The organism is Crassaminicella thermophila, assembly GCF_008152325.1.
Classification (GTDB): domain Bacteria; phylum Bacillota; class Clostridia; order Peptostreptococcales; family Thermotaleaceae; genus Crassaminicella_A; species Crassaminicella_A thermophila.
Window position 1 is genome coordinate 802,511 of sequence record NZ_CP042243.1, and the last position, 20,057, is coordinate 822,567.

General features: G+C 27.7%; 14 protein-coding genes and 1 CRISPR repeat array (1 of these 15 cut by a window edge). Of the genes, 13 read left to right on the forward strand and 1 reads right to left on the reverse strand.

Annotated features, from left to right (window positions below):
• A CRISPR array of direct repeats spans nucleotides 1-251; the repeat unit is 31 nt (it extends 510 nt beyond the left edge of the window).
• A 446-nt stretch (nucleotides 252-697) separates the two neighbouring features.
• From FQB35_RS03640 to FQB35_RS03685, 11 genes are all read left to right on the forward strand, one after another.
• Nucleotides 698-1,237, forward strand: a complete 540-nt coding sequence (locus tag FQB35_RS03640; protein ID WP_148808694.1) for a DUF5698 domain-containing protein — start codon at nucleotides 698-700, stop codon at nucleotides 1,235-1,237.
• Nucleotides 1,238-1,536: 299 nt separating this feature from the next.
• The gene (locus FQB35_RS03645) at nucleotides 1,537-3,279 is read left to right on the forward strand and encodes a phosphoadenosine phosphosulfate reductase domain-containing protein (protein ID WP_148808695.1); all 1,743 of its coding nucleotides are present in this window, start codon (nucleotides 1,537-1,539) and stop codon (nucleotides 3,277-3,279) included.
• A complete protein-coding gene (locus tag FQB35_RS03650; protein ID WP_231701850.1) occupies nucleotides 3,269-4,138 on the forward strand; it encodes a DUF4007 family protein in 870 nt (289 codons plus the stop codon). The genes FQB35_RS03645 and FQB35_RS03650 overlap by 11 nt, the downstream gene beginning before the upstream one ends.
• Nucleotides 4,139-4,191: 53 nt before the next feature.
• A complete protein-coding gene (locus FQB35_RS03655; protein ID WP_148808696.1) occupies nucleotides 4,192-7,848 on the forward strand; it encodes a hypothetical protein in 3,657 nt (1,218 codons plus the stop codon).
• 74 nt (nucleotides 7,849-7,922) lie between these two features.
• On the forward strand, nucleotides 7,923-9,083 hold the full coding sequence (locus tag FQB35_RS03660; RefSeq protein ID WP_148808697.1) for an aminotransferase class V-fold PLP-dependent enzyme: 1,161 nt from the start codon (nucleotides 7,923-7,925) through the stop codon (nucleotides 9,081-9,083).
• Between the two features lie 83 nt (nucleotides 9,084-9,166).
• A complete protein-coding gene (locus tag FQB35_RS03665; RefSeq protein WP_168198227.1) occupies nucleotides 9,167-11,314 on the forward strand; it encodes a DUF262 domain-containing protein in 2,148 nt (715 codons plus the stop codon).
• A 359-nt stretch (nucleotides 11,315-11,673) separates the two neighbouring features.
• A complete protein-coding gene (locus FQB35_RS03670; protein ID WP_148808699.1) occupies nucleotides 11,674-13,863 on the forward strand; it encodes a DEAD/DEAH box helicase family protein in 2,190 nt (729 codons plus the stop codon).
• A gap of 11 nt (nucleotides 13,864-13,874) precedes the next feature.
• Nucleotides 13,875-14,039, forward strand: coding sequence for a hypothetical protein (locus tag FQB35_RS15730; protein WP_168198228.1), 165 nt, complete (start codon nucleotides 13,875-13,877; stop codon nucleotides 14,037-14,039).
• The gene (locus tag FQB35_RS03675) at nucleotides 14,030-16,012 is read left to right on the forward strand and encodes an AAA family ATPase (RefSeq protein ID WP_148808700.1); all 1,983 of its coding nucleotides are present in this window, start codon (nucleotides 14,030-14,032) and stop codon (nucleotides 16,010-16,012) included. The genes FQB35_RS15730 and FQB35_RS03675 overlap by 10 nt, the downstream gene beginning before the upstream one ends.
• An 11-nt stretch (nucleotides 16,013-16,023) precedes the next feature.
• Nucleotides 16,024-16,548 carry a hypothetical protein gene (locus FQB35_RS03680; RefSeq protein WP_148808701.1) on the forward strand — a complete coding sequence of 175 codons (525 nt, stop codon included), beginning with the start codon at nucleotides 16,024-16,026 and terminating at the stop codon, nucleotides 16,546-16,548.
• An 8-nt stretch (nucleotides 16,549-16,556) separates the two neighbouring features.
• Nucleotides 16,557-17,636 (forward strand): sigma-70 family RNA polymerase sigma factor, encoded by a 1,080-nt coding sequence (locus FQB35_RS03685; RefSeq protein ID WP_148808702.1) that lies wholly within the window; start codon nucleotides 16,557-16,559, stop codon nucleotides 17,634-17,636.
• Between the two features lie 406 nt (nucleotides 17,637-18,042).
• Here FQB35_RS03685 and FQB35_RS03690 read toward each other — a convergent pair whose 3' ends face one another.
• Nucleotides 18,043-18,348, reverse strand: a complete 306-nt coding sequence (locus FQB35_RS03690; RefSeq protein WP_148808703.1) for a helix-turn-helix domain-containing protein — start codon at nucleotides 18,346-18,348, stop codon at nucleotides 18,043-18,045.
• Between the two features lie 206 nt (nucleotides 18,349-18,554).
• Between FQB35_RS03690 and FQB35_RS03695 the strand changes: the two genes are divergently transcribed.
• Both FQB35_RS03695 and FQB35_RS03700 read left to right on the forward strand, forming a co-directional pair.
• Nucleotides 18,555-19,304, forward strand: a complete 750-nt coding sequence (locus FQB35_RS03695; RefSeq protein WP_148808704.1) for a phosphoadenosine phosphosulfate reductase domain-containing protein — start codon at nucleotides 18,555-18,557, stop codon at nucleotides 19,302-19,304.
• A gap of 148 nt (nucleotides 19,305-19,452) precedes the next feature.
• Complete coding sequence (locus tag FQB35_RS03700; RefSeq protein ID WP_148808705.1) at nucleotides 19,453-20,055, forward strand: class I SAM-dependent methyltransferase; 603 nt, start codon at nucleotides 19,453-19,455, stop codon at nucleotides 20,053-20,055.
• Nucleotides 20,056-20,057: the final 2 nt, after the last annotated feature.

The following is a 20,057-nucleotide window of genomic DNA, read 5'->3' on the forward strand; positions in this document are numbered from 1 at the left end:
CTAAGCTGATCAAATCTATGAGGTTTCATAGTTCCTATAAGGAAGTGGAAATTATATTCTTAAAATTTTATATAACAACAACTATATGTTTCATAGTTCCTATAAGGAAGTGGAATAAAGGAATGACAAGGTCAATTTCTTCTGTGTACGGCTCGTTTCATAGTTCCTATAAGGAAGTGGAATATTACATTGGCTATATCTTTTGCTACACTCGGTTTTTCGTTTCATAGTTCCTATAAGGAAGAGAAGTTTTTCGATAGATGCTTGGAAATACCAGTTTCTCAGATGATTTTATTAGACGATTTATTAAAAGCAAATCAGCTCTTAGTGTAAAAGTATTATAGAAAAAAGTTGTAAATATTTGCTACATGTGATATACTACATAAGTTGGTTTATTATTTAGATTAATATGGGTAGTGTATAACCAAGTAATTTTTACAATAATCTTATCATTATTTTCAAAATTATTATGGAGATGCTTTTCAGCAAATATCTAAGTGTACAAGAACTTAGATATTTTTTTATACTAAAAATCCGTAGACCTATTCTTAAAATCCCTATAAAAAGTAACTAAATAACCGATTGTTATGCACATATGGTTGATATGTTAGTTTTTGTTTTGTAATAGATGCTAAGAATCGGATAGTGGCTTAAGATAAATAATATACGAACAAAAAATCTTAAAGGGGGTGTCTTGATGACACAAAGTATAATATTTGCACTTATAGGTGTGTTTTTAATAACAGCTTTTACTAATGTTTTAGCAACATTAAAAACTATTTTGATATCAAAAAAAATTATGAATCCTGTATATTTTTTGGTATTTTTAGACGCTATGATTTTTGCAACGATCGTTGCGAAAATGACTAGTTCAAAGGGAATTCATTTTACAATTGCATATGCATTAGGAAAGACAATGGGTGTTTTTATTGGTGGTAAAATTGAAGAACGTTTGGCACTTGGTATTTTTGAAGTAGATGTATTTTTCAACAACAAGAATAAGATGATTCAAATAGCAGAAAAACTTAGAGAAGCAGGCTATACTGTCAATAATTTTCTAGCACGAGGCAATAATGGATACAAAAGGTATAAAGTTGAAGTCGTAATTAAGAGAAAAGAATTTAATGTGCTTGAGGATATTATGGATGCATGTGGCGTTCATAATCCAACCTTAAAAATTAAAAATGTAAACAAGATAAATGGTAAAATTACTACAACAAGGATTAAAGCAGTTTAAATAATAAGGTTGTAAAAAAGAAGTTAAGAGAAAGGAAGATAGAGTACTTCTATATGAAGGAAATGTCTTCTTTTTGATTTTATTACTATAGTTTTATCTGAATAAGTTAAGTAACAGGGAAGCTAATAGGCAAAAAAATTTTTACAATATTATCTAAAATAAAGAAATTTTGCAGACAATGATTGGTTATATTATAATAAAAGAGAACAAATGTTCTAGGATGCCTATTCAATAATATTTAAACATATGATATAATGAACTGTTAAAGAGTGCACAAATTGATCTGAAGGAGGTATATCATGTGGTGCAAAATATGCAATAAGATTGTTAATGATAAAAAATGCCCTGATTGTGGGAATAGAACACAAGAAGATATACCTATAAAAGTATATTGGTGTGATACATGTAGCATACCGATAATAAAAGAAGTAAATGATAAAACAATACATCAATGTCCTCTATGTGAGGATGAGATAAAATATATTGGAAAAGATTTAAGACCAGTTTTTCCTGAAGAAAGATTATTAATAGAAGTATTAAAGGACAAGCCATTAAAATATAAAGATGCTTCAGTGTGGAGTAGCGCAAATAGATATTATATAAATGGTAGTAGATATAGGATATCCACTAAAGAAATGAAGGAAGCAAACCCTAATAAGATAAGAAATCAAATATTAAAGTATCAAGAGAAAAATAAAAATACATACAATGGATTTTATGAAATTATTAAAAAATTTATAAAAGCTAATAAAGAAAGACTAAATAAGTTGAAAAATGAAGCACATTCATTTATACAAAAATCACGTGAAGGATATAAAGATATACAAGTTATTGTGTCTTTTTCTGGAGGAAAAGACTCAACTGTTGTTTCGGATTTAGTAATGAAAGCATTAAGCAATCCTAAAATTGTGCATATTTTTGGAAATACTACATTGGAATTTCCATTAACGATAGAATATAAAGATAGGTTTAGAAAAAATAATCCTAAGACGATTCTAAGAGAAGCGAAAAATACAGATCAAGAATTTTATACAGTATGTGATGAAATAGGTCCACCTAGTCGTGTAATGAGATGGTGTTGTACCATGTTCAAAACTGGACCTATCAATAGAGTTATAAGTTCTATATTTAGGGAAAAATCGGTACTTACATTTTATGGAATCAGAAAGTTTGAATCTACAAGTCGTAGTAAATATGATAGGATTTATGATAGTCCTAAAATATTAAAGCAAAAAGTTGCTGCACCTATCTTTAATTGGAGAGATATAGACCTGTGGTTGTATATGCTAGCAGAAAACTTAGATTTTAACGATGCTTATAGATTAGGATATGATAGAGTGGGATGTTGGTGTTGTCCTAACAATAGTGAGCGTTCGCATTTTTTAAATGAAATTTATATGCCGGATCAAACAAAAAAATGGAGAAATTATCTAATCGATTTTGCTAAAAAAATAGGAAAGCCAGATCCTGAGGTTTATGTTGATAGTGGTAATTGGAAAGCTAGACAAGGTGGATATGGTGTAGATGCTGCAAAAGATGTTAAAATTGTATATACAAATTGTACAACAGAAGTAAATGCAAAAATATACAGTTTAAATAGACCATTAAGTGATGAATTTTATAATCTATTTATACCATTTGGAAAAGTTTCAAAGGAATTAGGAAGAAAGTTAATAGGTGAAGTTTTGGTATTACATCCTAAAACTAATATTCCTATTATTTCAATACAACCATTTAAGACAGATGAGTATGAAACGTCTGTAAAAATTCAAACATTAAATGTAAAAGATTATGATAAAGTACAACGTATGATTTCCTATCAAGTAAGAAAATATAATGCTTGTAAGAAATGCTTAGGTTGTGAAACAGTTTGTATATATAGAGCAATCAAGGTAGGAAATGATGGTTATAAAATTGATGAGAATAAATGTAAAAGATGTATGAAATGTGTTACAGCAAAACATCTTGAGTATGGATGTTTAATGGGGAAATATTTATTCACAGCATCAAGTTCTGAGGAGGATAATTGGAGTGAAATTTAGAGCACATGAAACTTTTTTTATAAGAAAAGGATGGCTTTACAAAGGACTAAAGCATGTAAAAAATAATGCTAAGATTTTTGTAGATAAAAATACTAAACCTACTGATGTTTTAGGAATAGGAACAAATATGGTAAAGGCGTTGAGATATTGGATGCAGGCGGTAGGTTTAACAGAAGAGAAAAGGAAAGGAAATACAAGATATCAAGAAGTTACTTCTTTTGGAGATATTGTATGGGCTAATGATAGATATATGGAAGAAGATGGAACTTTGTGGTTTTTACATTATAAACTAGCAACAAATAAGAAATTAGCCACTACATGGTATTGGTTTTTTAATGAGTTTAATGTAAAAGAGTTTAGTAAGGATGATTTTGTTACATCTTTAGATGGATATGTAAAATATAATGAAGATGGGGGAGAAGTTTCATTAAGTTCATTAGAAGATGACTATAATTGTCTAATAAATACGTATATTTCAAGGAAAAAGTTAAGTCCAGATAAGGTTTCTCCAGAAAATACAATTGATTGTCCCTTAGGAGGGATAAATTTATTAGATATTATTGATAAAAAGAATAGAATTATCAAGAAGATAACTCTACGTAAAGATGCTATTCATCCATTAATTCTTTTAGCTGTTATAGTAGATCAATATGAGAATAGCGAGAATAAAAATGATTCTAAAGAAGTAAAAATTTCAAGCTTATTAAATGACCATTGTAATATAGGAAAGATATTTAACATGGATCTAAATATTTTGAATTACTATTTAGATAAACTACAAGAAATGAAATATATTAGAGTAATTCGAACAGCTGGTCTAGATGTTGTCAAAAATAGATACGGATTTAGATACAAATGATATTTTAAAAAAATACTATGATGAAATAAATTTGGTAGGATTGAGGGGAGAAAATGAATAAACATGTACAACCTATATCAGAATTTATCCATACTGCACCTGGTTTTCAATATTCAATAAATTTAAAATACGACTTACAAAGTGTAGAAAAGATACAGAATTATATTGCCACATCTAGTGCTATGGACATAATTGAAGATATATTGCTAAGTGTAAGTTTATCTTCAAATGATAGAGCAAGATTATTAATTGGACCCTATGGAAAGGGAAAATCACATTTAGTATTAATAATCATTGCGTTGCTATATTATAAAGATAAAGAGCTATTTATAAATATTTTAGATAAAATACAAAAATATAATGAGGATTTATATAAATTAGCATTAAAGATAATTGAAGATAAAGAAAAGATACTTCCAGTAATTATTTCTGGCAATAGCCTAAATTTAAATCAATCATTTTTAGCAGGCTTAAAAAATGCATTATTGTCTGAAGAATTAGTAGATATTATGCCTAATACTTATTTTAATGCAGCAATAGATATGATAAATGTATGGAAAAATAGGTATCAAGTTACTTATGAAAAGTTTAGACAGATGATAAATGTATCAATTGAAGAGTTTTTAAAAGGATTAGAGGGATACAATCAAGATTTTTATAACAAATTTATACAAATATATCCTTCATTAACTTCAGGGGGAGAGTTTAATCCTTTACAAGGAATTGATGTTGTTGAAATTTACTCTGATGTTGCAAGTAAAATTAAGGATAAGGGGTATAAAGGCATTTTTGTTATATATGATGAATTTAGTAAATTTTTAGAAGGTAGCATTGATAGGAATTCGGCAATGGAGATAAAGATGCTTCAAGATTTTGCAGAAAAGTGCAATAGAAGTGCAGATAAGCAAATTCATATAATGCTTATTTCACATAAAAATATAAGTAACTATGTAGATAGACTTCCAAAAGAAAAGGTAGATGCTTGGAAAGCTGTTGGTGATAGATATAAAACTATTGAAATTAATAATCTATCTAACCAAATGTATGAGATAATGTCTCATGTAATTATTAAAGAAAGAAATTCATGGGAGCGATTTATTTCGTATAATCAGGATAAATTTAATAGTTTGATTTTGGAAATGAGTAGAAATGCTATTTTTTCAGAACTAGGACAAGATCTAGAAAATACTGTAGTGTATGGTGGATATCCATTGCATCCTATAACGACATATATATTACCAAAGATATCAGAAAAAGTAGCTCAAAATGAAAGAACAATTTTTACTTTTTTATCAACAAGACAACAAAATACATTAGGTCATTTCTTGATGAATAATAAAAATGATTTTCCATTAATGACACCAGATTATATATATAACTATTTTGAGACATTGTTTAAAAAAGAAAATTATACATCTGAAATATATAAGATTTGGAGAGATACGACAAATGCACTTAAGAAGATTGGTGAAAAGGAAAAAATTGAAGAAAAAATAATAAAATGTCTTGGGCTTATTTATATAGTAGGAGAATTTCAAAAGTTGCCACCTACTTTTGAAATAATAAAGCTTATTTTATCAAGTACTATAGAACAAGGTAATTTAGATACTATTATAGATAGTTTATTACAAAGAAAAATTTTGTATCATATTAAGAGTAAAGGATATCTTAAATTCATTGAAGCTACGGATGTAGATGTAAATGCGTTAATTTCTGATACAATAGAAAAAAGAAAAAATCTTTTTAGCAATAAAAAGGTGCTAAATGATAATTTCTATGATAATTATATTTATGCAACAGCATATAATGATGAGCATGAGATTATAAGATATTTCGACTTTGAATTTATAGAATATAGGGAGTTAGCAGAGACAAGTGATTGGGAAAAGAAAATTGAATGCAAAATATCTGATGGTATAGTTTATGCAGTTTTAATAGATAATGAAGAAAACTTAGTAGAGTCTAAAAAAATAATTAGAAATATCCATCATGAAAGAATAGTTTTTATATTGCCAAATCAAATTTTACAGTTTAAGTCTTTGTTACAAAAATATGATGCTATAGAGTATTTGATAGGAAAAAATCAATATGAAAATCAAGACAAATTATTACATGAAGAATTGAATGTACATTTAGACGATGTAAAAGAACAGATACTAAATTATCTTGATATTTTTCTAAAACCTGAATTAGGTGCAGCAACTTATTATTATATCGGAAAAGAACAGAAAATAAATAGGAAGTCTTTACTTTCTAGATTAATATCTGAAATTTGTGAGAAAGTATATAGTCATACTCCAGTAATTATCAATGAATTAATTAATAAGAATGAACCTACAACAGTAGCTATAAATAATAGGCGTAAAGTTTTAGACGGATTGCTTCAAAATAAAGTTTTACCTAGATTAGGTCTTGTTGGATATGGGCAAGATGTAACAATTATGCAGTCTACTTTAGTTGTTACTGGGATTCTTAGAGAAGAAGCAGATAATGAAGAAAATAAAGCTTATTTATGCACAAAAGGACTAGAGCCTAAAATACAAAATGTTATTGATACGATTAGAACATTCTTGATAGATACTTCTAAAAATGGAAGAATGACATTTGATAAATTATATGATAAGCTTACAAAGCCGAAATGGCATATAGGCTTAAAAAAAGGTATTATACCAATTTACATTGCTGTATTACTGCATGAATTTAAAAAATATGCAGTAATATCAAGAAATGGTTACGAAATGGAAATAACAGGGAGATTATTAGATGATATAAACGATAAACCAGAAGAATTTGAAATTTATATTGAAAATTGGGATGAACAAAAGGAGAAATATATTCAAGGATTAGAGAATATATTCAAAGAGTACATTGTGGATGGAGAAAAAGAATATAACACTTTTGAATATATAGTAAGAGCAATTTATAGGTGGTTTTTACAATTACCTAAATATACAAAAGAATATAGAAAAGTATATTTAGGTAGTAGTAATTTTGATAACTTAGATACTCATATTATTAAATTAAGAAATAGCCTTAAAGGAACAAGAATAAATTCAAGGGATTTCTTATTTGACAAATTATTTAAGATTTTTGGATATGAAGATTTTAATACGAATATTATTTTAGATATAAAGCAAGTAAAAATTACTCTAGATAATAATAAGAAATATTTAATTGAGCATTTAGCTTTAGATATTAAGAAGATATTTATGAAGCATTATAATGAACAAGTGTCACTATATTCAGTTATGAAAGATTGGTATGAAGGACTAGACAATTATACGAAAAATAATCTTTTTAATTTAGGAGAAGAAAAGTTTTTACAAGAAATTAAAAATATCACAAATGATTATATAAGTTTTATTGAGAAAATATCTAAAATTATTACTGGATTAAGAGTTGAAGATTGGAATGATCAAACTATAGATAAATTTATTAATGAAGTTAAAAAATATAAAGAAAATATTGAAAAATTCAACGAAGAGTTACAGCAAGAAGGTAATGAAAAAGTAGAGCAAAGATCCTATAAAATTTCATTTTTCACAGAGAATGGAGAAGAAAAAACAAAGACGTTTGAAAAGGTAAAGTTATCAGACGAAGCAGAGTTGATGTATAATGAAATAGAAAGTATTTTTGATGGATATGGTGAATCTATAGATATAAGTGAAAAAAGGCAGATTTTAATGAAAATTTTTGAAAAATGCTGTTAAATATTGAAGGCTCACAATTAAAATGATATGATTTAATTGTGAGCCTTTCCAATTAATAGGAATGGAGGATGTAAATGGATAATATAATTTATTTTGATAATGCTGCAACGACTTATCCAAAACCGGAAGAAGTATATACATTTATGGATAAATACTATAGAGAATTTGGAGTAAATGTAGGAAGAGGGCAATATACTACAGCTAGCAAAGCAAATAAAATAGTAGAAGAGACTAGAGAATTAATTAGGGAACTTTTTAAGTGTTCAATAGATAAAAAGGTGATATTTACCCCCTCAGCTACAGAAGCTATAAATATTATATTACAAGGGATAAATTGGCAAGGCGAAGAGAATGTCTATATTACACATTTTGAGCATAATGCTGTTTTGAGATTATTGTATCAATTAAAAGAAAAATATAATATTAAAATAAACTTTTTGCATACAGAAAAAAAACCTCTTTTTTATGATATTGAAAAAATCAAACATCAATTTCAGGATATTAAGCCTGATGTAGTTATTATGACCCATGCAAGTAATGTATGTGGACTAATTACACCAATAAAGGAAATTACAGAACTAGCAAAAGTTTATAATGCACAAGTTGCAATAGATTGTGCTCAAACTGCTGGACTTCTTGATATTGATATGAAGAAGATTGATGCTGATTATTTAATATTTGCTGGTCACAAAACCTTGTATGGGCCATTTGGAATAGCAGGATTTCTAATGGATGAAAGATCAACGCTTAAGCCCTTATTATATGGAGGTACAGGCATTGATTCTGCTAATCCAAATTTACCTAATACAATACCTGAGAAATTTGAGGTAGGGAGTTTAAATGTTTATGCAATAGCAGGATTAAATGCTGCATTAAAATGGATTAATAAAATTGGTAGAGAAAATATCTATAAGAAAGAAAAAGAGATGACTACAAGTCTTATAACATGCTTAGAGAGTTTTGATAATATAAGAGTGATAACAGCATCTGATGCTGAGAAACAAATTGGTGTAGTATCTTGTGTATTTGAGGGATATGGAAGCGATATTATAGGACAAGTTTTTGATCAATATAATATTGCTGTAAGGACAGGTTTACATTGCGCACCTGAAGCGCATAGATTTTTAGGAACTTTTCCAGGAGGGACTGTTAGATTAAGTTTGGGATATTTTAATAGTAAAGAGGATATAACAAAACTTCATAATATTTTAGAATATATTTACTTAGATTCGTAACAATGAAATAAAGAAATAATAATTACAATGAGTAATTGATGAAAACATTTATAGTAAAAATAGTTTAATAAGGGAGGACAATGATGAATTTAAAGGAAATATTCGAAAAGAGTGATGAAGATAGATTAGTTTTACCAGATTTCCAAAGGGAATTTGAATGGAATAAAGATGCACAAAAAAGATTACTATCTTCGTTTTTTGTTTCGATTCCAATAGGAAGTTTATTAATTCTTGAAGGTAAAAAAGATGATTTTTTATCTAAAAAACTTTGTTTTGCAGGGGAGACAATAGAACCAACGGAAGAGTGCTTGTATTTATTAGATGGACAACAAAGAGTGTCTAGTTTAAGAAGTACATTTTATGATTTTTTTCAAGATAAGCATAATTGGTTGAATATTTGGGAAAAAATGTACTCGGGATTAAGAAATAGATGGTTTTTAAAGATTAAGCCAGATAATGAAGAAGAGGATGTTTTTGGATGGCGAATGTTAAATTTTAAAGGACTTAAATATTGTGAGCCATCAGATTTAATTAATTGTTTTGAACATAGATATATATATAAAAGAAAGAGTACGGATTGGTATCATCCAGGATATAAACTTTATGATAAAGAAGGAAAGGAGTTAGAAGGAAGTCGTTTGAAAAATAAATTAGCCAGAGAAGCAGCTAAAATGGGCTTAGTACCGTTATACTCTATTTATGGATCTATAAAAACTACAGATAAGCAATTACATACATATGTATTGGAGAAAATTGCAAAAGAAAGAGTAGAAGAATTACAAGCAGAGGTTGAAGATGGGAAAATAGATGTATTTGAAATTTTTCAAGAAATTGAGCCTGATATAGAGGAATATATAGAAAATAATGAAATAGAAAAAATAAGAGATGCATGGTCTAGATTAAGTGCTAAATGGAGTGAATCTGTAAATAAGTTTTTAGTAGGTTTATTTGAACAAGAGATTCCTACAATAGATCTTCCATCTGATCAAATATCACGAGCTATTGCAATTTTTGAGAATATTAATAAAGGTGGAACACCTTTAGATACATTTGATTTGATTGTAGCAAAGGCAGCAAGGACAAAAGGAGAGCGTTCGTTATCACAAAGAATTAGTGATTATCTAGAAGAAGAGATTGATTTATCAGAAGCTTTAACAAATGATTTAGTAGATAAGGTTCCTGATAAATGGGATTCTACATTAGTTATGACTATAGACGAAAATAAAATTACAAAGACAATAAAAAACCAATATTTAAATTTATTATCATTATTTAGTCATGTACCCTATGGAGAAGTTGACAAACTGAAATTAGAGTATATAAAACGAGCTAAAATATTTGAATTAACACATGAACAAATTAATACTAATACGAATATAACATTAAAAGCACTAACTAGAGCATGTGCATTTTTACAAATTAGATGTGGATTGATTGATATAAAATCATTATCTTATGATTTGATGATTTTACCTATTGCTTATATTTTAAAAAATGATGATGTTTATGAAGATAAGAGAGCTTTAGCTAGAATAGAGTATTGGTATTGGAGTTCACTGTTTAGTGGTGCATATAGAGAAAGACAAAATGAGCAATGTATAAAAGATATAAAGAATCTTTTTGAGTGGATTAAGGGTGGCGAAAATAAATTTAAAATAAGATATGAAAATATATTAAATGATATTGGTTATTCTGATAAAACTGTTTTGTTAAGAAAAGATCAAGAACATAATATACCTAAAGCCATACATAATGGGATTTTACAATATATTTTGAGTAAGCAACCAGTTGATTTTTTACCCAATGCACAAGAAAAATTGAGGTTAAATGCATGGGAAATCGGAGGTAAAAAAATTATCGAAATAGATGGAAATAAGCAAACTATTTCAGTTGAGGATCATCATATATGCCCTTTAGGGACTGTTACTAAAATAGGAGAAACATCAAAAAAATTAAGGAATGATAAAAAACATATTTTAAATAGTATATTGAATCGTACTTATATATCTAGTATTGCTAATGCTAAAATAAGTGATAAATCACCAGAGAGATACATGAAATATGTCATGGACTCTGCACAATGGGGACATTATCTTCCTATAAAAATGAAAGAAATATTTGAAGAAAAAGGGAAAAGCTTAGAACAAAAATATGAGGCAATACTTGAAAATAGATATAATATGTTGAAAAGAGCAATAAAAGAAGAGTTAGATAGGTTAGAAGATATGTAATAATTATAAGATTATATACAATAGAAATTATAAGAAACAAAAAAATAAAAACTGAGATAGTCATATTTTATCTCAGTTTTTATTGAATACAATACAAGGTTAAATATGGAAGATTAGGATAATATTTAATTTATTATGGCAAGTATATCACAATAAAAAATATTTATGAGAATAAATAAAAAAAACAATAGATAGTATTGTTAATGATGATGACAAAATGTATGATACACTACTGTGAATTAAGCAGGAAATGAAAGATACAAATGGAAATATATCGAATGCTTTAAGAAAATACTATCAGTTTGTCAATGGAAAGGCATTTCTGACTCTTTCTAAGTATAGGCGATGAGGTGTAGCTAATGAGTTTGCAAGATATAGATATTAAAGATGAATACAGGTCGTTAATTGATAATGTAGTAAAGGATTTTTATATTCCTCTATTACAAAAGGCTTCAGAGTATAAAAGAGCTGTTGGATTTTTCTCATCTTCTGCACTTATTGAAATTTCGAAAGGGATAGCAGGACTTGCGAAAAATGGTGGAAAGATTTTAATGGTTGCATCTCCGTATTTATCAGATGATGATGTGGAAGCAATACGGAAGGGTTACGAATTGAGAGATAAAATTATCCGCAGAGCTTTAGTACGTGAATTGAATGAGCCAAAAGATTTATATGAGAAAGATAGATTAAATCTTTTAGCTAACCTTGTTTCTGATGGAATATTAGATATTAAAATTGCTTTTACAGAAGATAAAAATAAAATGGGAATGTATCATGAAAAAATGGGTATTATTAGCGATGCTTTAGGTAATAAAGTAGCTTTTTCGGGTTCGATGAATGAGTCTGCAACAGCTATGATGATAAATTACGAGACTATTGACGTATTTTGTTCTTGGAAAAATCAATTTGAAAATGAAAAGGTTAATGCAAAAGAAAGTACGTTTACTTCTATTTGGACTGACTGCGAACCTAATATTCGGATAATAGATTTTCCAAATTTAAAACAAGAGATTATTGATAGATATAAAAAGTCAACTCCTAATTTTAATATTGATGAGCAAGAATTTGGAGAAAGAAGTGTTGTATTAGAGACAAAGACAAAATACCGTTTAGGTGCTGTGATTCCAACAAATATTAAATTATATGATTATCAAATTGAAGCAATTGATAAATGGGAGAAGCAGGATTTCAAAGGAATCTTTGATATGGCAACAGGAACAGGAAAGACATTTACAGGACTAGGAGCAGTTGCAAGATTGTCAGAAAAATTAGATGACAGATTAGCAGTAGTAATTGTATGTCCTTATCAGCACCTAGTTGAACAATGGGTAGAAGATGCAAAAAACTTTAATATAATGCCTATAATAGGTTATAGTAATTCCCCTCAAAAGGATTGGAAAAAAAGATTATCAACTTCGGTAAGGAATCAAAAATTAAAAGTAAGAGGTAGAGATTTTTTTACATTTATATGTACTAATGCAACTTTTAAGTCAAAAATAGTACAAGAACAAATTTCCAAAATAAAAAACAACTTATTATTAGTAGTTGATGAGGCACACAATTTTGGAACAGAAGGAATAAGAAATCTTTTAGATGATAGATTTACATATAGATTAGCATTGTCGGCCACTCTAGAACGACACAATGATGAAGAAGGAACTCAAAAATTATATAACTATTTTGGAGAAAAGTGTATTGAATATTCGTTGGAACAAGCTATTAAAGAAAAAAAATTAACCCCATATAAATATTATCCTGTAGTTACGACACTTACAGAAGATGAAAGAGAAATATACTCTAAATTATCATATGAGATGTCAAGAAATTTAATTAAAGGTAAAAATGGTAAATTGAAATTAAGTAAATATGGTGAAATTTTAGCTTTAAAAAGAGCTAGAATTGTTGCAGCAGCGAAGGAAAAAATAGATGTGTTGAGAGAAAAGATAGTTCCATATAAGAATGACAGCTATATTTTGGTTTATTGTGGTATAGCTAATGTTATAGATGATAATCAAGATTATTCTATAGTTGATGAGTGTGATTTAAGACAAATAGATGTTGTTACAAATTTATTGGGGAATGAGCTTAATATGAAAGTTTCCCAATTTACGTCTAAAGAAGATATAGAAGAAAGAAAAATTTTAAAAGAACAATTTGCAAAAGGTGAGCAACTACAAGCTTTAATTGCAATTAAATGTTTAGATGAGGGTGTAAATATACCTAAGATAAAAACAGCTTTTATATTAGCAAGTACAACTAATCCAAAGGAATATATTCAAAGGAGGGGGAGAGTTTTAAGACGTGCAGAGGGGAAAGATTTTGCTGAAATATATGATTTTATAACTTTACCAAGACCTCTTGATGAAGTATCTTCATTAACGATAGAAGAAATGAAAAGAGATATTTCATTAGTTCAAAATGAAATAGTAAGAATGGAAGAGTTTGGACGTATTTCTATGAATGCTATGGATTCATATTCTTTGATATGGGAAATAAGAGAACTATATGGACTGAATGATAGAGATTTAGAATTTATACAAGATATTTAGGGGGGGATATTATGGCAAATGTAAATGGTATTGAAATTGATGAAAAAAAAGCACAAAGATTGTTAAAAAAACTTATTCTAATGGAAAAAAATAATATAAGAACCAAACAAAATAGTGATCCAGATATGGTTAAAAAAATCAAGAAAATGATTGAGGAGGAAGTAGGATGTTACTAAAGTCGCTGAAATTATCAAATTTTAGACAGTTTAGAAATGAAGAAGTACAATTTTCTACAGACTCAGATAAAAATGTAACAATTATTATAGGAGAGAATGGAACAGGGAAAACAACATTTTCTCAAGCGTTTTTTTGGTGTTTATATGGTGATGTTGACTTTAAAGATAAATCAATGCTTAATAAAATAGTTGCGTCAGAATTAACACCGGATAAAAGTGCAACTGTAAAAGTTATATTGTCACTTATACATGCAGGAACAGAATATGAAATAATAAGAGAACAAGTTTACAAAATAAATTATTCAGGAAAATTAAAAGGTTTAAACTCTACATTAAATATTCAGTATAAGAAAAATGGACAACAAGAATTTTTAAAACCTCTTGAGATAGAGCCAAGAATAAAAGAAATATTGCCGAAAGAATTATCTAAGTATTTTTTCTTTGATGGAGAAAGAATTGAAAAAATGAGTAAAGAAATTCAAAGTGGTCGAAAAAGCTATGAATTTGCACAAGCAGTTAGAGGATTATTAGGTTTAAGTGCATTTATTTCTGCCTTAGAACATCTGAAACCTACTTCAAAAGGTGTTATTGGAAGTTATGAGAATAGTTATGATGCAAAAAGTAATATAAATATAGCCAGATATACTGATGAAATTGATAAATACAAAACTCAGCTTGAAAAAATAGAAAATAGATTAAAAGAAATAGAAAATGAAATTCTAAAATCAGAAGATAGAAAGAAGGAATTAGAAAAAATAATACAAAAATATGCAGAAGGTGAAAAACTACAAAATCAAAAGAAGAATTTGATTAACAAAAGATCAAGCACACTAAATTCAAAGAGAATAACAATAGATAAATTGCTTAGAGAATTTAATGATAAAGCATCTTCATATTTTGCAAGATCTATGATAAAAAAATCATTGGAAATACTGGGAAACGGTGATTTTACGAATAAAGATATACCTGAAATGCATGCAAAAACTATTGATTTTCTAATTAAAAAAGGGACATGTTTATGTGGAACACCATTAGAGGTAGGAAGTAAAGAATACAATAACATACTTAGTTTATTACAATATTTACCTCCACAATCAATTGGAATAGCAGTAGGTCAATTTATAAAAGAAAGTCAGATGAGAGCTAAAACGTCAAGAGATTTATTTGAGTCTTATTCATCTACTCTAGCTGTTATAGAAGAACAAAATGATACTATTGCCGCATATGATAATGAAATATCTTTAATTGAAAAAAATTTAGTTGGAATCGAAAGTGTTGCTCCTTATCAGAGTGAATTACAGATTTGTGAAAAGGTAATTCGTGATAGAACTAGAGAAAAAGATGAATTAATAGAACAAAGAGGTTCGATTACAACTAAAAAAGAGCGTGCTAACACAGAAAGACAAGCATTAACTTTAAGAGATGAAACAAATAAGAAAATTGAAATATATAAGGCCTATGCTCAATATATGTATGATGAGATAAAGAAAGTTTATAAAGAAAATGAAAACTTTACAAGGAAAAAGTTGGAAGATACAATAAATAATATTTTTAAAGATATCTATCAGGGAGGATTATCATTAACTATAGATGAAAATTACAATATAGCTGTTCTTGTAGATGATTATGAACAATTTTCAAATGTAGAGACTTCTACGGCACAAAGTATAGCAGTAATATTTGCTTTTATTTCCGGTATTATAAAGATGGCACGAGAAAGTAATACAAGTAACGATGAAAGAGTAAAGATGTTAGCTTCAGAACCTTATCCATTAGTTATGGATGCACCGTTATCAGCATTTGATAAACGTAGAATTGAATCAGTATGTAAAGCATTACCTAATATTGCAGAACAAGTTATAATTTTTATAAAAGATACAGATGGAGATTTAGCAAAAGAACACATGGGTGAAAAAATTGGAAAGCAATATAGATTTGATAAACTCAATGAGTTTGAAACTGTACTGAACTAGGAGGTTGAAGTATGTTTGATAAAGAATACTCATTTAAAGGTAGTCATGCAAAGAAAGTAAATCGTTTGACCGGACAGTTTGATGAGCATAGCAAATCAAAAATTTTTAGTAGAAATATAGATGTATATATAGTTGCTCCTCTCATTGGTTTTCTTTATGGTAGAAAAAGTCCTTTGAATAATGAAGATAAAGAATCAGCAAAAATAATGGGAGATATGATAATAAAATCGGCAGAAGATTTAAAATATAATCTTAGACTGATTTTATTATTAGATGAAAAATATGAACCTGACGAGAAAGAAAGAATTAATAGGGCTTTTAAATTTTTGGGTTCTGAAAAAACAGTGAAACAGGATTTGGAATTATTTGAAAGTTATGTAAGAGGTGGTGTAGATGTTCTTTATGAAAAAATTATGGAGCCAAGTAATGAATATATGAATAATTTATATGACTTCTTAGAAGAATTTGATGATAGATTTAATCAAACAATCTCAGATGACAGTATAGTAGATCTATGTAAGTTAGCGAGAAGTTAGGTGAAAACGTGATTTCAGATAATAAAAGAAGTATCATATTAAAAAATTTACAAACTTTAGCAAAAAATAAAGGGTATTTGACATTTGATAATATTCTTGATATAAGTGAAAAATTTGATATTAAAATAGATGATGTTGATAGGATCTCTGAGAGTGTTTTAGATTCAGGAATAATAATAAAAGATACTGATGATGAAAAAGAAGATAAAAGTAATATAGATAGAAGTAGAATTGATTATAATGAGATATATGATAAGGTTTTAGAATTAGATTCTACACTCAAATCATATATAAAATTTATTAAAAAAGTGCCATCTCCTGCTGTAAGAGAACTTCAGCATTTAATATATCAAGCGAAAGATGGAAATAAGTATGCTGTAAGTAGAATAGTATATATGTATTCTAAGATGGTAATTAAAATAGCATTGTCATTCTCAGAAAAGCTACATTTGCCCATAGCAGATACCATTCAAGATGGGATAGTAGGTTTAATTTATGCCATTGATAAGTATGATCCTAGTAGTGAAGGTGGATTTGCTACATATGCACCTTGGTGGATTCGTCAGTATATTCAGCGAGAAGCAAAAATAATTAATTCTTTGATATATTATCCAGTATATATGAAGGAAAAAATCTTTTCTATATATGACATAGTATTAGAGCATATATGTGATAAATGTTTAGAAAATGGGTATTGTCCTCGTTTATTATCACAAATACAGGGAAAATTAGAATGTGATTTAGAACAAGTAGTATGGTTTTTAAATCAATTACAAGAATATTATAGTATTGAGTCTCTTATTGGTGATAATAATGAAGTTTTTAACGATAACAATTTGTTTGAGGATATTATGATTGAAAATATAAATAGGGATATTTTGAAAGATAGAATATCATGTACATTATTACAATTTAAAGAGAGAGAACGTAAAGTTATAGAAAAAAGATTTGGATTTAAAAATGATATAGAAATGACCCTAGAAGAAGTAGGTAAGGAGTTTGGTGTAACAAGAGAAAGAATTAGACAGATAGAGTATAAGGTTCTTAAAAGATTAAAGCATCTTAGTAGAAGAAAAAGACTAAAGTAGAGGTTGAACTTTTACGTAAGCAAAAGTTTGCTTTATACAAAATTGTAATTAATTTTAGAACTTTTTTTAGTTGCTTAAATACAATGGTATCTGTACATAATGAATTCCAAACTGATATGGGAGTTGAGGACAGTTCACTGTGGTAAGAAAGTTGTAGTAGAAAAGAATTAATGGTATTCTCCAATAGAAAAAAGGATATACAAACCTATGGAATAAATTATACAATAGGAATAAATTATACAATAAAAAAACAAGTCATTCGATTATTAGAAGAAAAATTTTAATGCAATTTTTGAAGTGATGAAGAGATGAGGATATAAAATAATATATCGAGATAATATTAATGTTTTAGGGATAGAGGAACTAAAAAGCATGATGGATATTGCAAAACATATATGAATTGTTATTAAGATTTATTGTTTATACTTTTGATAAACTCAGTTAATTTTTCTAATTGGTCTGGGTTTAATTTTTTTGCATGGCTAGTTAACTTTAACAAAGATGAATTCGTTTTATTTTGAATATCAAAAAAATCTTTTAGAGAAATATTTAGTGCAGTGCAAATTTTTTCAATAATTTCAATGTCTGCTTTTCTTTGATTATTTTCTAATTTGCTCAATACAGGTTGAGAGATTCCTGCTTTTTTTGTTAATTCCTTACTAGAAATATTAAATTCTTTTCTTAATTCTTTAATACGCTTACCAACATCCATAAAAGTCTCCTTAATATATTGAAAAATTTACTAATTTAAATATAAAATGAAATCTTTATAAATTCAAGGATTTTACCTAATAAAATAAAAATATACATTATATATTCTAAAAGGGAATATATTACATTGATAAATATTCTTGAATAGAATAAAATAAAAGTAGATAATATTCTATATTAGAATAATTTGAGAAAGGAATTATCACAATGAGACATATTGTAAACTTATCAGGAGGAAAAGATAGCACAGCTTTAGCAGTATATTTAACAAAAAAATATCCAAATGTTAAATATGAGTATGTGTTTTGTGATACAGGATGTGAACTACCAGAAACTTATGAGTACCTAAATAAAATAGAAAAAGTATTAGGGATTTATATTGTAAGATTGAATAGTGATAAACCTTTTGAATTTTATTTAGAAAAAATGAATGGATATTTACCAAGTGTATTTGCTAGATGGTGTACAAGAGAAATGAAGATAAAGCCTTGGGAAAGATATGTAGGAGATGATAATGTATATTCATATATAGCCATTAGAGCTGATGAGGATAGAAAAGGGTATATTTCAAGCAAGAAAAACGTTCATACAGTATATCCATTTATTGAAGATGGTATTTGTATTGGAGATGTAGAAAAAATTTTATTAGAAAGTGAGATCGGATATCCTACGTATTATGAGTGGCGTTCAAGAAGTGGTTGTTATTTTTGTATGTTTCAAAGAAGAATTGAGTGGGTGAATTTATATAAATATCATCCTGAGTTATTTAAGAAAGCATTAGTTTTTGAAAAAGATAATTTTACATGGATTAAAGGAATGTCATTATTAGATTTATTATATAGAGGGAAAGAAATAGAGGAAAGATATTATAAGAAACACTCTAAAAAAGATGCGAAAAAAGAGATAGAGGATGAAGATGATTATAATGATAAGTGTTGTTTGATATGTAGTTTGTAGAAGAAATATTAGAAATTTTGTAAAGAAGGTGAGTATTAATGATCAATGAAAGTATTTAAAGATATTTTTGTAAAAGAAGAAGATATGCGATATATTGGAGAAGTTATTGGGATTTATGAAGAGATATATGAGTAGGTGAAATAGTAAAATGACTAAAAACTACTACAATCAAAACGCAAAAATATTCATTGAAAATACCCTAAAAGCAGACATGACAAAAATCTATCAAAGATTTGAAAAGTATTTGAAAAAAGGTGATCGCATTTTAGATCTAGGCTGTGGTTCAGGGCGATGTGGTTCAGGGCGAGATAGCTTATACTTTATGAATAAGGGGTATGATGTTTTAGCTGTTGATTATGCAGAAGAACTTGTAAAGTCGGCTAGTAAGCTTTTAAACAAAGAAGTAATTATTCTTGATATGAGAGAGATGGATTTTTATGAGGAGTTTGATGCCATTTGGGCCTGTGCTTCTATTCTTCATATAAATAGAGAGGATATTAATAATGTTATTAGAAACTGTGAGATGGCATTAAAGAATGGTGGGATTTTTTATTTATCTTTTAAATATGGTGATAAGGAAGAATGGAGAAACGAAAGATTTTTCAATTATTACAATGAAACAAGCTTTAAACGTTTGATTGATCAATTTTCTTATCTTAATATTATAGAAACATGGAAAACTAAAGATGTACGAAAAGGAAGAGAAGATGAGTTTTGGTTAAATGTGATTATTAAAAAAATGAAGGAATGACT